This is a genomic window from Streptomyces sp. NPDC059695, from assembly GCF_042733785.1.
Lineage (GTDB): Bacteria > Actinomycetota > Actinomycetes > Streptomycetales > Streptomycetaceae > Streptomyces.
The window spans coordinates 206,181-219,472 of the sequence record NZ_JBHWFF010000007.1; the positions used below are offsets into that span (position 1 = coordinate 206,181).

At 72.4% G+C, this 13,292-nt stretch carries 12 protein-coding genes; 6 read left to right on the forward strand and 6 right to left on the reverse strand.

The features are described from left to right. Window positions 1–239: 239 nt before the first annotated feature. Complete coding sequence (locus ACFV2S_RS11725) at window positions 240–623, reverse strand: STAS domain-containing protein (RefSeq protein WP_385556573.1); 384 nt, start codon at window positions 621–623, stop codon at window positions 240–242. A gap of 245 nt (window positions 624–868) precedes the next feature. On the opposite strand from ACFV2S_RS11725, the gene ACFV2S_RS11730 reads away from it, so the two are divergent. Continuing rightward, window positions 869–1,219, forward strand: coding sequence for an ATP-binding protein (locus ACFV2S_RS11730; RefSeq protein ID WP_385556575.1), 351 nt, complete (start codon window positions 869–871; stop codon window positions 1,217–1,219). Between the two features lie 95 nt (window positions 1,220–1,314). Here ACFV2S_RS11730 and ACFV2S_RS11735 read toward each other — a convergent pair whose 3' ends face one another. Next, the gene (locus ACFV2S_RS11735) at window positions 1,315–1,938 is read right to left on the reverse strand and encodes a LysE family translocator (RefSeq protein WP_385556577.1); all 624 of its coding nucleotides are present in this window, start codon (window positions 1,936–1,938) and stop codon (window positions 1,315–1,317) included. Window positions 1,939–2,643: 705 nt separating this feature from the next. Here ACFV2S_RS11735 and ACFV2S_RS11740 point away from each other — a divergent pair. From ACFV2S_RS11740 to ACFV2S_RS11750, 3 genes are all read left to right on the forward strand, one after another. Beyond that, complete coding sequence (locus ACFV2S_RS11740; RefSeq protein ID WP_385556579.1) at window positions 2,644–3,828, forward strand: hypothetical protein; 1,185 nt, start codon at window positions 2,644–2,646, stop codon at window positions 3,826–3,828. 394 nt (window positions 3,829–4,222) lie between these two features. Next, window positions 4,223–6,013 (forward strand): PP2C family protein-serine/threonine phosphatase, encoded by a 1,791-nt coding sequence (locus tag ACFV2S_RS11745; RefSeq protein WP_385556581.1) that lies wholly within the window; start codon window positions 4,223–4,225, stop codon window positions 6,011–6,013. Window positions 6,014–6,093: 80 nt separating this feature from the next. After that, entirely contained in the window at window positions 6,094–6,525 is a 432-nt protein-coding gene (locus ACFV2S_RS11750) for a response regulator (RefSeq protein WP_383783931.1), read from the forward strand. Between the two features lie 24 nt (window positions 6,526–6,549). Here ACFV2S_RS11750 and ACFV2S_RS11755 read toward each other — a convergent pair whose 3' ends face one another. From ACFV2S_RS11755 to ACFV2S_RS11765, 3 genes are all read right to left on the reverse strand, one after another. After that, entirely contained in the window at window positions 6,550–8,997 is a 2,448-nt protein-coding gene (locus ACFV2S_RS11755; protein ID WP_385556583.1) for an ATP-binding protein, read from the reverse strand. Window positions 8,998–9,121: 124 nt separating this feature from the next. After that, complete coding sequence (locus ACFV2S_RS11760) at window positions 9,122–9,685, reverse strand: hypothetical protein (RefSeq protein WP_385556585.1); 564 nt, start codon at window positions 9,683–9,685, stop codon at window positions 9,122–9,124. Between the two features lie 203 nt (window positions 9,686–9,888). After that, window positions 9,889–10,278 carry a TraR/DksA family transcriptional regulator gene (locus ACFV2S_RS11765; RefSeq protein WP_385556587.1) on the reverse strand — a complete coding sequence of 130 codons (390 nt, stop codon included), beginning with the start codon at window positions 10,276–10,278 and terminating at the stop codon, window positions 9,889–9,891. Window positions 10,279–10,491: 213 nt separating this feature from the next. Between ACFV2S_RS11765 and ACFV2S_RS11770 the strand changes: the two genes are divergently transcribed. Together ACFV2S_RS11770 and ACFV2S_RS11775 are read left to right on the forward strand one after the other, a co-directional pair. Continuing rightward, window positions 10,492–10,908 carry a hypothetical protein gene (locus tag ACFV2S_RS11770; RefSeq protein WP_385556589.1) on the forward strand — a complete coding sequence of 139 codons (417 nt, stop codon included), beginning with the start codon at window positions 10,492–10,494 and terminating at the stop codon, window positions 10,906–10,908. Between the two features lie 184 nt (window positions 10,909–11,092). Beyond that, window positions 11,093–12,310, forward strand: coding sequence for a phosphatidylserine/phosphatidylglycerophosphate/cardiolipin synthase family protein (locus tag ACFV2S_RS11775; RefSeq protein ID WP_385556591.1), 1,218 nt, complete (start codon window positions 11,093–11,095; stop codon window positions 12,308–12,310). Here the strand turns inward: ACFV2S_RS11775 and ACFV2S_RS11780 are convergent. Beyond that, window positions 12,301–13,224 (reverse strand): YihY/virulence factor BrkB family protein, encoded by a 924-nt coding sequence (locus ACFV2S_RS11780; RefSeq protein WP_385556593.1) that lies wholly within the window; start codon window positions 13,222–13,224, stop codon window positions 12,301–12,303. The two genes, ACFV2S_RS11775 and ACFV2S_RS11780, sit on opposite strands and share 10 nt — an antisense overlap. Window positions 13,225–13,292: the final 68 nt, after the last annotated feature.

The following is a 13,292-nucleotide window of genomic DNA, read 5'->3' on the forward strand; positions in this document are numbered from 1 at the left end:
TGGTCCGGCGCCCCCCGGGGCCGCCCCCGGCCCCGGCCCGCGGCGCCGCGGGGGGGGGGGGGGCGGGGCCCACGGATCCCGAGCGGGCTTGCCCACGGGTACGGGACACGCCCGTCAGCGACCGATCGCCCGCTGAGGCGGAGACGGGGGTACGTGACGGACGTCGGTCGCGCTCGACGCGAGCCCCTCACGCCGTGCACCGCCGCGCCGTTCCCGCACCGGAGCGGCGAGGGAGGCGTTCAGGCGGCGAGGGCGCGGGGGAGCGTCGCGTGACAGTCGATGAAGGCGTCGATACCGACGATGCGGATCGCACGCATCACCGCCTGGGTGGGGGAGGCCAGGCGGAGCCACCCTTGGGATTCGGTGAGCGCGTGGTGGCTCGTGATGAGGATGTTGATGCCGCTGGAGTCCATGAACGTGACCTGGCTCAAGTCGATGACGACGCGCGGGTGAACGCCGTCGCCGACCGTGGCCAGTGCCTCCGCGAGGAGGGATCCGGTGGCGTGGTCGACCTCTCCGGCCAAGGACACGACGTGGATGCCGCTGGTACCGGTGGCGAGGGCGACCGTGAGGTTCCCGGGCCCGCCTGTGTGCGGAGGGTGGACATGATCCGGCGCAGACATGAAGCGATCCTGGCATACTCCGTTTCCGAAGTGCAGGGCTCCGGACATCATCCGTCGGCGGTACGAGGACGTTCTTCCTCCTCGGCAACGAGACATGACGTGCCGAGGCGCGGGTATCCGGGCCCTCAGGAAGCGGGGGCGGGGAAACGGCTGTGGGTGAAGCAGAAGCGGGAAGGCGTCCTGTTGCCGCCGGGCCGGGAGAAGTCCCTCGTCAGGTAGTGGTTCTGGCGCCTGATGACACGTGTATGTCTCAGGCTCGGCGCGTCGCCGCAGACTTCCTCGCGCGGGCGCGGGCCGACCATGGCCTCGCCGTGGCGGAGAAGACGGACGACCTGACCCGCCTGGTGGTGAGCGAGCTGGTCACCAACGCCTACAAGTACGTGGGGGGACCGGTCTTGATGGAGCTGTCGGTCGTGGGTGCGCACATCGAGGTGGTCGTACGGGACCGGGGCACGGATCTGCCGGTGGCTCGGGCCGCGGACGCGGGAAGGATCGGGCAGCACGGGCTGGAGATCGTCATGGCCGTCGCCCAGAGCGTGGAAGCGCGGCGCGAACCGGGCGGCAAGAGCATTACCGTGCGTCTGCCGCTCGAGTAGGCGAGCGTCTCCTCAGGCGGCGTGATGCCTCCCGCTTCCTGAACGCAGGAGACCGACCGGCTCCACCCCGTGGGGACGTCCGGAAGAGTCGACATTCAGGGCTGGGTCGCGGCGACCTTGAGGCCGAACCCGATCAGGACGACGCCCGTGATCCGGTCCATGGCGCGACGCACGGGAGGCCTCTGGAAGAAGGCGCGGGCTCTGGCCAGAAGCATCACGTAGCCGCTGAGCCACAGCGCGGTCAGGACCGCGTGGATGAGGACCAGAAGCGCCATGCCGGTGTGCGGGGACAGACCGGGCGGGGCCAGCGTCGGCAGCAGGCCGGTGTAGAAGACGGCGATCTTGGGATTGAACAGGTTGCTGACCAGACCGGTCCGCCAAGCGCTCCCGGCGGGTGGGGCGGCAGGGGGAGCGTCCGCGCTCTCTGTCCGGCCCAGCCTGCTGTGGATCAGCGCCTGGACACCGAGAAAGACGAGGTAGGCGGCGCCGGTCAGCTTCACCACGGTGTACGCGATCGCGGACGCGGCCAGCAGGGCGGCAAGGCCCACGACCGTGAGAACACCCCACACCAACAGCCCAGCGGTGATGCCGCCGGCCGTCCGCAGCCCGTCCTGCCAGCCGGCGGAGACAGCCCGCTTCGTCACGACGGCCATGTCCGGCCCGGGCACCACGGTCAGCACGGCGAGCACACCAGCTGCGGTGAGAAACGGTATGAGCATGCGCCCAGTCTCACATCCGGCAGACGCCGTCTCCACGAGCACGCCGTGTTCAACGGGCCCGCCGACCGCGCCGTCGTCGCTGCGGTTGGAAAGCCGGAACGTGGGCAGAGGCCGAGCGAAGCGCGGATCGACTGGTCCGCCCGGCCCGTACGACGAAGGCCCCACGCGGCGTCTGCCACAGTGGTCCGCTGTCCGCTGTCCGCTGTCCGCTGTCCGCTGTCCCCGGTCCGTGGTCTGCGGGCATCGGCGACGGCGAACCACGTCCGCCGTCCTCACGACCGCGTGGTGCTCGTCAGCGACGGGCACGACCGTGTGGTGATCGTCGCTGACGAGTCGCCCCCGCCCCCGGGCTCCGACCCTCGGCCCGCCGGCGAGAGCCAGGGCCCCGAGCGGCCCCGCCCCCGACGAGGGCGCCGCTGGGCGCCGGGCGTGGAGCACCGGCGTCGCGTCGGCTCGTCCGCCGCCCGGTGGGCGCGAGCGTCGCCCCGGCCCGCGACCACGGCTGAGGCGCTCGAGGAAGAGGTAGGGCCGATGGATCCATCCTCCGACTCCGGCTCCGGTCCTCTGCAACCGCCGCCCGGAAGGCAAGTCCGTTCACCGGACCCCTCGCGGCACGGGGTTCGTTCACCCGACCCCTCACGGCGCGCGGAGAACGAGGAACCGCGACGGCCCGCCGTGATCCGCCACCGCCGACTGCGGACCTGCGTGGCGACGGTGCTCCTGACGCTGGCTGTCCTCCTGGCCCCGGTGAGCGTGGCGGCCACCTGGGCCAGTTCCCAGATCAACGACGTCGACCGCTACGTCCGGACCGTCGCACCGTTGGCCCGCGATCCCGCGGTCCAGGACGCGGTCACCGACCGCGTCACCGATGAAATCGTCGCGCGCGTCGATGTGCACAGGCTCAGCGAGTACCTCGCCCGGGTCCTCGCCGATCGCGACGCACCCCGGTTTCTCGTGGACGTGGCCCGGTCCTCGGACGGCCAGCTCAAGAGCGTCCTCAGGACGGGTGTGCGCTACGTGGTGCACAGGACGGTGACCAGCGATGTCTTCGCCCAGGCCTGGGACCTGGCCAACCGGGGTGCCCACACCGCCGCGACGAACCTTCTGACGGGCGGAGACGGCGGCGCGATCGAGATCAAGGACGACGCGGTCGAACTGAACGTCGGGGTCGTGGTGGAGGAGATGCAGCAACGGGTCATCGGAACGACGCTCGTGGACGCCGACCAGGTTCCCGGCGCGGACACCTCCCTCGTGCTCCTGCGGAACGATCGGGTGAGCGACGTTCGGGACACGGTTCGCTGGCTCGGCGCCCTCGCTCCGTGGCTTCCGCCGATGGTCGTCGTCCTGGCCGGCGCGGGTCTCTGGGCCGCGCCGTCGCGGAGAAGAGCGCTGATGTGCGCGGCTGTCGGTACGGGGGTGACGATGTGCGGTCTCCTCGTCGGGCTTTCCGTCCTGCGGCAGCTGTGCCTGGACGCGGTGCCCCCTGCCGTCACCACGCAGGACGCCGTGGCGGCTGTCTACGACACCCTCGTCAGATTCCTGCGGCAGGCCACGGCGACCGCGCTCGTGATCGCCGTGGTCGTGGCGCTCGCCGGCTATCTGTACGGCCCCGGTCGCGGTGCCGAAGCCGTGCGGTCGGCCGCCGGCCGGGGCGTCGGTGCAGTCGGTGCCGCGCTCGTCCGCAAGGGAGGGGACACCGGCGGTGTCGGCGAGTGGCTGCGCGCGCACCGCCGTTTCACCACGGTCACGGTGGCCGCGGCCGGAGTCCTGACCCTTCTGCTCTGGAGCTACCCCACTCCCGTGGTCGTGGCGGTCGTGCTTGTCTGCGTCCTTCTCGTCCAGGCGGTGCTCGGCGTCCTCGCGGCCGCCACGACAGACCCGGAAGGCTGACGGGCCTGGCGACGCCTCCGGATCCGGCGACGCCTTCGCATCCGGGGACGCGTTCTGATCCAGCGGCGCCTCCGCATCCGGCGGTGCGATCCCCAGGACCGTCCGGCGGTGCGATCCCCAGGGCCTTCGCCCTGGCCGTGGGTTGTGTGTCCGGGGGCTGTGCGGGGTAGTCGGCAGGAGCCGGGGTGTACGTCCGGCCCCTCCGGTCGTGGGTGAGCGGGGGCGGCCCGACGACGCGCAGCCGCACCCGGCCGGGGTGCGCGGAGCCCCTGGTGGGAGGGGGAGTGGACCGTACCGGGGGTGCGGTGTGGCGTACGGTTCGTCCCGGGGCTTGTCGGTCGAATGGCCGGTCGGTCGGGCGTGCGGGCCGGGCAGCGGTCGAGAGGTGGGGTACATGGATGGGTCCGCAACGCGGGGGGCGACCGACTCTCCTGTGGACGAGGGCTGGGACGAGCGGTTGCACGCCCTGTGGCTCGCCGCGGACCTCACGGACGACGTCACGGGCCTGGCGGGCAGCGTCTACGCGATGCTGCTGTCGCGGCCCGGCGTGGTGTCGGTGGTCGGCACCCGTTGGAACGGGCGCCGGATGACGTACCTCCGCACGGCGTCGGCGCAGGCCCCCACGCCGGTGACCCGGCGTCCGCCGTTCGCCGACTGGAGTGATCCCGTCGTGCGGCCGGGGACGGCCGCGGCCCAGGAGGCCGGGCGCCCGGTGGTACTGGAGCACACGGGGCCGGCCGCCGCCGTGGCTCTGTGGCCGGGTGGGCCCGTGCCGGAGGGAGAGCCCGTCGCCGCGCTGGAGTGCGCCTTCCCACTGGCGGGGGAGGACTGGGCCGCGCTGTGGGTGGGGCTCGACCGGTCGCCGGGAGAGCGGGAACCCCTGCGCGGGCAGCTGGTGCAGGTCGCGCAGGTGCTGGCGACGAGCGATGCCCGGCTCCTCGCGCGGCGTGCGCATGAGCGGCGTCAGGTCGAGGACGCGCTGCTGGCGGAGGCGTCGCTGCAGATGGACACGAGTCTCGACGTCGAGGAGACGCTGCGCAGGATCGCCCGGCTCGCCGTGCCGGCCGTGGCGGAGGGGTGCCTCGTCCACCTCTTCGACAACGCGGGAGTGCTGCGACCTGTCGCGTCGGCGCACGTGGCCGCGTTCGCCCAGGGGTGGCTGCGCGACCTGGCCGGCGACGACGACTGGCTGGTCAAGCTGCTCAGGGTCAGCTCGGAGCGGCGCGACAGCACCCTGGTCGGTGCCGAGGACCTGCGCGACGGGCCTTTCGGCGCTGTGCCCGGCATCGGAGCCGTGCACCACCTCAGCGTCACTCCGCTGCGGGCCCGGGGCCGCAGCCTGGGCACGCTCACCTTCCTCCACCACCGGACGGACGCACCGGTGGCCACGCCCCGGCTGCTGGGAGACCTGGCGGGCCGGGCCGCGCTGGCCATCGACACCAGCCTGCTGTACGAGAAGCGGCGCAGCGACGTGGACGTGCTCCAGCGCCACCTGCTGCCCCGTGCGCTGCCGGAGGTCTCCGGCCTGCGGCTGAGCAGCGCCTATCGGGTCGCGGACCCCACCTTGGACGTGGGCGGCGACTTCTACGACGCCGTGACCGTCGGCGACGGCGTGGCGCTGCTGATCGGAGACGTGTGCGGGCGCGGCGCCGAGGCGGCCGCCGTCACCGGCCTGGCCCGGCACACCCTGCGCACGCTCCTGCAGCAGGGCGCGTCGCCCGGCACCGCCCTGACCCGCCTCAACGACACCCTCATCGCCGAGGGCGCGGCACGGTTCGTGACCGCGCTGATCGCGATGCTGACGCCCGCGGGCGAAGGCGGCTGGGACGTCGAGGTCGCGGTGGCCGGGCATCCGCGCCCCCTGGTTCGCCGAGCCGCAGGACGGATCGAGGAGGTGGAGGGCGCGGGGGTGCTGCTGGGCATCATCCCCGGGACCCGCTACCGGTCCGTCCGGGCGTTCCTGGAACCCGGGGCTTCCTTGGTGATGTTCACCGACGGGCTGACCGAGGCGCGGGGGGCCGACGGCGCGTTCTTCGAGGCGCAGCTTCCCGCGGCCGTCGCCCGCTGCGTGGACGGCGGCCCCGACCCGGCGGGGCGCCTGGCGGCCGAGGCGTCGGCCTTCCGGCACTCGGGCGACGACGACACCGCCCTTCTCGTAGCGACGGCAGAGGAAAGACGATCGTGACGCACACGCACGCCCCCGGGTCCGGTACCGGACCCGCGGTCGAGACGGACCCTGCCGAGGGGCAGGCGAGCAGCCCGGGGATCGACCGCCGGCGGGTCCTGGTCGTCGAGGACTCCCAGGAGGACGCCGAGGCGATAGAGCGGGCCCTGACCCGTACCCACCCGCATCTCGTCCTGGAGTTCACCGACCGTGCGGACGGGCTGGTGGAGCGCCTCACCGGTGGCTCCGTGCTTCCGGGCATGATCCTTCTGGATCTGAACATGCCCGGGGTGAGCGGTCACACCGCGCTGGCGTCGGTGCGGGCCTGCCCGGCGCTGTCCGCGGTGACGGTGGTCGTCTTCACGTCGTCTACGGCGCCCGCCGAGGAGGACGCCTGCTATGCGGCCGGGGCGGACAGCTACGTCTACAAGCCGGTGAACTTCGAGCTGTTCCGTACGGTCCTGAAGGGGGCCGTGGACTTCTGGCAGGAGTCCCCGGGGCGCGGCGGGGCCGTGGCGGCGGGCGGAGCCTGACACGGGGTCGTCCGGCCCGGCGGGTCAGGCGGTGGGCCGGGCACCGGGCGGGGCCGGCGGCTCGTCGAGCGGTGCTGCGGGGGCTTCGTCGAGGGGTGCTGAGGGGGATTCGCCGGGAGACGCTGCGGGGGATTCGCCGAGGGTGAAGAAGAAGGCGGTGCCGGAGCCCGGTTCGCTCTCCAGCCACAGACGTCCGCCGTGTCGTTCGACGATGCGCTTGACGACGGCGAGACCGACACCGGTCCCGCCGCCGTGCTCGGTCGGTCCGTGCAGGCGGCGGAACAGGTCGAACACGTCGGCCTGCAGTTCGGGCCGGATGCCGATGCCGTTGTCCCGGACGACGACCGCCCGCTCGGTCCTCCCGGACCCCGACGCGGATCCTGGTCCCGCCGTGGTGGTGTCCGTTTCCGTGCCGCCGTGAGCGGGGACGTCCTCCACACTGATGCGGACCATGCGGTCGGGGCGGTCGGCAGCGTACTTCGCCGCGTTGACCAGCAGGTTCACCAGGATCTCGTACAGCCGTGTCGGGTCGGCGGCGACGCGCGGGAGCGGAGCCTCGCGGACGACGCGGACGCGTTCCTGCGCGAGCCGGGGTCCCGCGACCTCCAGGGCGGCGTCCACCACCTCGTCGAGGCCGACCTCGACCCGCCGCAGGCCGGCCTGTCCGAGACGCGCGTAGTGCAGGAGCGAGTTCAGGAGCTCGTCCATGCGGCCGGCCAGCCGCTGGATGGACTGGAGCCTGCGGACGCTCGTGGGATCCAGTTCCGCTCCGGCGTCCTCCATGGTGAAGGTGGCGGCGTTGGAGATGCCGCGGAGCGGCTCCTTCAGGTCGTGGGCGGCGGCATGGGCGAACGAGTCGAGGTCCGTGTTGCTCATGCGGAGCTCCTCGTTGAGGACGGCGAGTTCCTCCGCGTGCCGCAGGACCAGCCGGGTCAGCATCCGGCCCAGTTCTCCGGCGGCCGCCTGCTCGCGGGGCTTCCAGGGCAGCGAACGGCCGCGCGTGACGGAGCGGAAGACCTCTCCCGAACCGCGCGGAGTCAGGCGCTCGCCACGCGGCCCGACACGCACCGGAGCCGCGGGGTCGGTGGCCCACTTCCGAGGCATCGGGCGCTCGGCGCGGAACCAGGCCAGGAAGTCGCCCGGTGACGTCAGCCTCACCAGCAGCACACCCGCCGGACCGTCTTCGAGCCCCGGTACGCGCACCTCCTCGTCCGCCAGGCACTCACCCAGCCGGTCCGTGGCCCACACGGCCCCGGAGTCCATGCCGGCGGCCCGCTGCCGCAGCTGCGCCACGAGCGCGGCCGGGACGGGGACGCCGGTGGCGACCGACCGGTCACCGCGGACGAGGACGGCAGAGTCCGCGCCGACCAGGGCCCGGACGGCGGGTCCGTGCGCGGGCAGCGACATCTCCACGTCGGTGTCGAGGAGTTCCGCCACCGACGCCGCACGCCCGGCGGCCCCGGCCAGCGCGTCGGCGCGCTCCCGCTCCTCCAGGGCGGCGAGCTGGAGCGAGAACGCCGCCGCGAACAGCTCGCAGGCGGACCGTACCTCGGGTGCGGGCCGGACGGGCCCGGCGCCGTGGCAGGCGATGAGGCCCCACAGCCGGCCCTCGCGCATCACGGAGACGGACATCGACGAGCGGACACCGATGTTGCGCAGGTACTCGAGGTGGAACCCGGAGACCGTGCGCAGCGCGGCTCCCGACAGGTCGAGCGGCATCCCGGTGGCGGCACGTACGGCGGGCACCAGGCCGACGGTGGGGTCGTCGACGTCTCCGATGACCCGGATCCAGTTCTCCTCGTACAGCCGCCTGGCCTGGGGCGGGATGTCGGTCGCCGGGAACCACAGGCCCAGCCACGACTCCCAGGTGTCGGTCACGTCCTCGGCGAGCACCTCGCCCGGCCCGTCGGGGCCGTCGAAGCGGTAGGCGACGACCCGGTCGTACCCGGTCAGGGCCCGGATCTCGCGCACGGCGGCCCGGCAGCTGTCCAGGACGTCGACCGTCGACCGCAGACGGGCCAGGGCACGCCGGATCCCCTGGTAGAAACCGCTGAAGCGGAACTCCTGACCCGCGTCACGCGGCTCGAACTCCAGGACGACCAGTGATCCGGACCGGTGCGCGTACAGGTCGAACGCACGTCGCCCGCCCTCGGGCCCCGCCTCCACCTGCAGTGCGCAGGCCTCGCCGTCCTCCCCGACGCTCTGGCACACCTCGGCCCAGTCCTCCACCGCCAGAACCCGGGTGACGTGCGCGCCGACCAGCTCCGCCGCCGGCACCCCGAGCACGTCGAGCGTGTTGGCGGCGGCCGTGTCCACCGCACCGCCGTCCGCCGCCACCGCGAGCAGCGTCCCGTGCGACTGCACGCCCCCCAGCAGGTGAATGGGCTCGCGCACGCACTCGGACAGATCGAATCCGCCGGGCACCGCCGACTCGGCATCCCGTGCCCGCGGCGACAGCCAGTCCTCCGGCACCCGCACTCGCCTCCCTGAACTCGAACGTGCCCCGCAACCGTCCCATCCTGTCACCCGACGCGAACGGAGCCGCACCGGCCGTCCGAGCCTCTGCCGCGGGTGGCGCTCCCAGACGGTGGCCTCCTCAGGCCATCGAGGCGAGAAACCCGACCTCGGGCGCCAGGACCCCCGGCTGGGCGAGAGAGCGGAGGTCGGCCTCGACTGCGGCGAGGTCGAGGACACCCGCGCGGACCGCCCGATACCTCACGGCAGACCACAGGAACACGTCGAGGTTGTCGAAGTCCGTTCCCTCCTCGAGGACTTGTTCCTCGTGGAACCACACGGCGACCCGGCCGTCGGTCCGCAGCACGTACAGATTGCCTCCGCCGTCGGCTCCGAGGGACCAGACGTCGTCGTCGCTGAGCTCCGTGGCGTAGTCGCTGTCCAGGACGGCGCAGTCGTTGGCCGCGAAGTCGAAGGCGTACGACCAGTCGTAGACGTCGAGGCACTGCCTCATCGTTCCGGAGCGGACCCTGCGGTCGAACGCGGCCAGGGCCGTCGCGGCGTCGCGCGGGAGCCGGGCGAGGAACGGATCGACGGGGCGGGGAGGGACGGGCATCACGACCGGTGGCGCATCCGGGAACCAGCGCGCCAGGTCCTCGTCCAGACCCCGCTCCACGTACCCGGTCAGTTCAGAGAGAAGAGGCATGCGGGCAGGGTAGTCGGGTCGGGGGACCCGCTCCGTGCTGCTCGCACGCCGTGAACGATCCGTGGCCCAGCACGACGGCCTTCTCACCCTTCCTCGAATGTGGTCAGGCGGCGAGAATCAGGCTGGGCCGACCGGCTGCGGCCATGCCCGGCCCTGCCTCGACGGCCGTGATCCGACAGCCTCGGTCGGCAAGGGGGCGACGATCAGCGCGCGGGCCGTCGAAGCCGGTGAAGGCCGGGCTCGGCGCACGACACGCACGTCGTTGCCGCCGGCCGGATCTCCAGTCGCTCGGGTGGGATGGTCCTGCCGCAGGTCTCGCACTGCCCGTAGGTGCCGCGTTCGACCCGCTGGAGGGCCCGGTCCAGATCGGCAAGGTGCTCGCGCGCCTGCTCCAGCAGGGAGACCACGTGGGCACGCTCGAAGGCGGTGGTCCCTCCTTCGGGGTCGTGTTCGTCGTCCACCGCGACCAGGGCGTTCGCCGCGACGATCCCGTCGAAGTCCCGGCCCAGAGCCGCCATGCGCGCCTGCGTGTCGGCACGGTCGGCCTCCAGGCGTTCACGGACGGTCGCCGTGTCGGACCGGGCATCGCTCATGTGTACGACAACCGGGTCGCGCGGCCCCCCATTCCCCGCTGCACTCCGGCAGTTCCGGAGTCCGGACCAACTTGCCATGTGAGCTCCTGCTGCCCCGGACTCCCGTCGTCAGTGATTCGTTAGCGGGACGCAAGCGGCGCGGGAAACGATGGGGGCCGCCTCAGGGCGTGGCCTGTGCCGTCGGCCGGGCCCTTCAGATCATGGGAGAACGTGGTGAAGTTCCAGAAGTACCGGAAGCTCAAGGCCGGCGTCATGGCGGTGGTCGCCGCCGCGACCCTGGCGGTGGCGACGGCCCCGGCGGAAGCGTCGAACTGCAAGTTCGGCGGTGTCACCATCAACTGCGACTACCCGGTCGCCGAGTACGGCTTCAGCAACGGCGCACTCCAGCAGTTCGTCATCGGCACGGACTCGGCGGTGTGGACCCGCTGGACCAATCCACAGCGCACCACCTGGTCCAGCTGGGAGTCGATGGGCGGAGAGGCCCGGTCCGCCGTGGCGATCAAGCAGCACTTCACGCAGGACTCCATCCTCATCGGAGTCGTCGGCACCGACGGGTACTGGTGGTCGAAGTACCGCCAGCCCAGCGGGACGTGGAACGCGTGGCAGCGGTACGGGGTGAGCTTCCCGTAGCCCTGCCGAGGCCACCGCGGGGCGAGCCGTCCCTCCCGTGGGGACCGCCCGCCAGGGTTGCGCGGTGCCGGTCCGGGTACCGGCACCGTGCAGCCCAGGCGCCGACGCACCCGGTCCCGGTCCTGGTCCCGGTCGCCGTCGGATAAGGTCCTGGTCGCCGATGACCCGACCGAGGGGGACTGGGATGTCCGACAGAGAGCGACCGCACGGCGGCGCGACGACCGCGTCCGCCGACAGCGGCGCTGTGGACGAGCGGATCCACCGCATACGCCGGCGCCTGGAGCGCCTCATCGGCGTCGCGGCGACCGAGGGGAACGCCCTGCGCCCCCTGCGCAACGGGGACGAGATCTTCGCCGCGATGCTGGACGCGATCGGCAGAGCGCGTCACACCGTCGACATGATGACCTTCGTCTACTGGCGAGGCGACATCGCGCGGCGTTTCGCCGAGGCGCTGACCGACCGGGCGCGTGCGGGAGTGAGGGTACGGCTGCTCCTCGACGGCTTCGGCAGCCGCCTGATCGAGAGAGACCTGCTGGACCGGATGAGCGCGGCCGGAGTCGAGGTCGCCTGGTTCCGCAAGCCCCTCTACCTCTCGCCGCTCAAGCAGAACCACCGCTGCCACCGCAAGGTGCTCGTGGTCGACGAGCTGACCGCTTTCACCGGAGGCGTCGGGATCGCCGAGGAATGGTGCGGCGACGCGCGCAACCCCGACGAGTGGCGGGACACCCACGTCGAGGTCCGGGGCCCCGCCGTGGACGGCATCGCCGCCGCCTTCGCCCAGAACTGGGCCGAATGCCATGCGGAACTCTTCGACGAGCGCGACCGGTTCGTCAGCCACCCCCCGAGCGGGAGCGCGATCGTCCAGGTGGTCCGCGGTTCGGCCAGCGTCGGCTGGCAGGACATGCAGACTCTGATCCGGGTCGTCCTCGAATCGGCGGAGGAACGGGTCCGCCTGGCGACCGCCTACTTCGCCCCGGACGACTACTTCATCGACCTGCTCTGCGCCACGGCCCGCCGCGGCGTCGAAGTCGAGATCCTGCTGCCCGGCCCCCACACGGACAAGCGGGTGTGCCAGCTGGCGGGACAGCACCACTACGAGGCGCTGACCGCCGCCGGAGTGCGGATCCACCAGTACCAGCCGACCATGATGCACGCGAAGGTCATCACCATGGACGGCGTCGTGTCCCTGATCGGCTCCACGAACTTCAACCGCCGCTCCCTCGACCACGACGAGGAGGTCATGCTCGCCGTCATGGACTCCGGGTTCACCGCCACCCTCGACGCGCACTACGACGAGGACCTCAAGGTCAGCGAACTGATCCGCCCGGGCCGCTGGAAGCGGCGGTCGCTGCTGCAGCGGGCCCGGGAGACGGCGGTACTGCCCATCCGCCGCTACCTGTAGGAGGCGGCGGCCTCGACTTCCTGCGGCACGTCCTCGGCCTGTTCCTCCGACCGCGCGCGCACCGCGTTGAACTGCGCGCCGGCGAGGAGGGCCAGATTGCCGAACCACAGCCACACCAGGAAGACGACGATGCCCGCCAGCGAACCGTAGAGCCGGCTGTAGGTCCCGAACTGCGTGTAGAGGGTGAAGAGCGCCGAGGCCCCGAGCCACAGGAAGGCCGCGAGGGCTCCACCCGCGAACCCCCGGCGCAGGCCACGGCCCTGGACGGGCCCCGTCCGGTAGAGGATGAGAATCAGTGCCGTGACGATCATCAGCAGCACCGGCCATCGCAGCACGGCCATGGCATCCGTGCCCGAGCGCCCGGCGGCCGCCGCGAGCCGTCGGGCCACGGGGCCGGTGGCGACGAGGCTCGCGGCGCCCGTGACGAGCAGGGTCAGCAGCGAGGCCGAGGTGAGGACGAGGACGTGGGCGGCACGCAGCGGTCGGCGCGTGTCGGGCAGGCGGTGCATCGCGTGCAGGGCGCGCCGGAAGACCGCCAGGTAGCTGGAGGCGGACCACAGGGCGCTCAGGACGCCGCTGACGAGCAGCGGCCACAGCGAGGAGGGTGAGGAGGTGATGCCCTCCAGGGCCTCCCGGAGCACCTGGGCCGACTGGGGCGGAGCGTACGAGGTGAGGTCGCGGATCAGACGTTCGCGCGTACCGGTCCCGGCCAGCCCCACCAGGGAGACCGAGACGAGCAGGGCGGGCATCAGTGCCAGCACCGCGTAGTACGTGAGGGCCGCCGCGGAGTCGGCGATGTTGTCGTCCCAGAGACGCACGGCGGTGTGCCACAGGTGGGTGCAGGTGCGTCTGAGCCGCTCGAAGGACCGGTTCCCGGGAGTGCTCCGACGGGCGCGGAGATGGTTCGATGTCACGGAGGCCTTCTGCCCTGAATGACCGATCCCACCCTTCCTCCGTTTCGGCCTCCCACCGCCCACCGCCC

What these genes read in the sequence shown, in the direction of transcription:
- ACFV2S_RS11725 (WP_385556573.1), bottom strand. Translation starts at nt 623, where the DNA reads ATGTCTGCGCCGGATCATGTCCACCCTCCGCACACAGGCGGGCCCGGG.
- ACFV2S_RS11730 (WP_385556575.1), top strand. Translation starts at nt 869, where the DNA reads ATGTCTCAGGCTCGGCGCGTCGCCGCAGACTTCCTCGCGCGGGCGCGG.
- ACFV2S_RS11735 (WP_385556577.1), bottom strand. Translation starts at nt 1,938, where the DNA reads ATGCTCATACCGTTTCTCACCGCAGCTGGTGTGCTCGCCGTGCTGACC.
- ACFV2S_RS11745 (WP_385556581.1), top strand. Translation starts at nt 4,223, where the DNA reads ATGGATGGGTCCGCAACGCGGGGGGCGACCGACTCTCCTGTGGACGAG.
- ACFV2S_RS11760 (WP_385556585.1), bottom strand. Translation starts at nt 9,685, where the DNA reads ATGCCTCTTCTCTCTGAACTGACCGGGTACGTGGAGCGGGGTCTGGAC.
- ACFV2S_RS11765 (WP_385556587.1), bottom strand. Translation starts at nt 10,278, where the DNA reads ATGAGCGATGCCCGGTCCGACACGGCGACCGTCCGTGAACGCCTGGAG.
- ACFV2S_RS11775 (WP_385556591.1), top strand. Translation starts at nt 11,093, where the DNA reads ATGTCCGACAGAGAGCGACCGCACGGCGGCGCGACGACCGCGTCCGCC.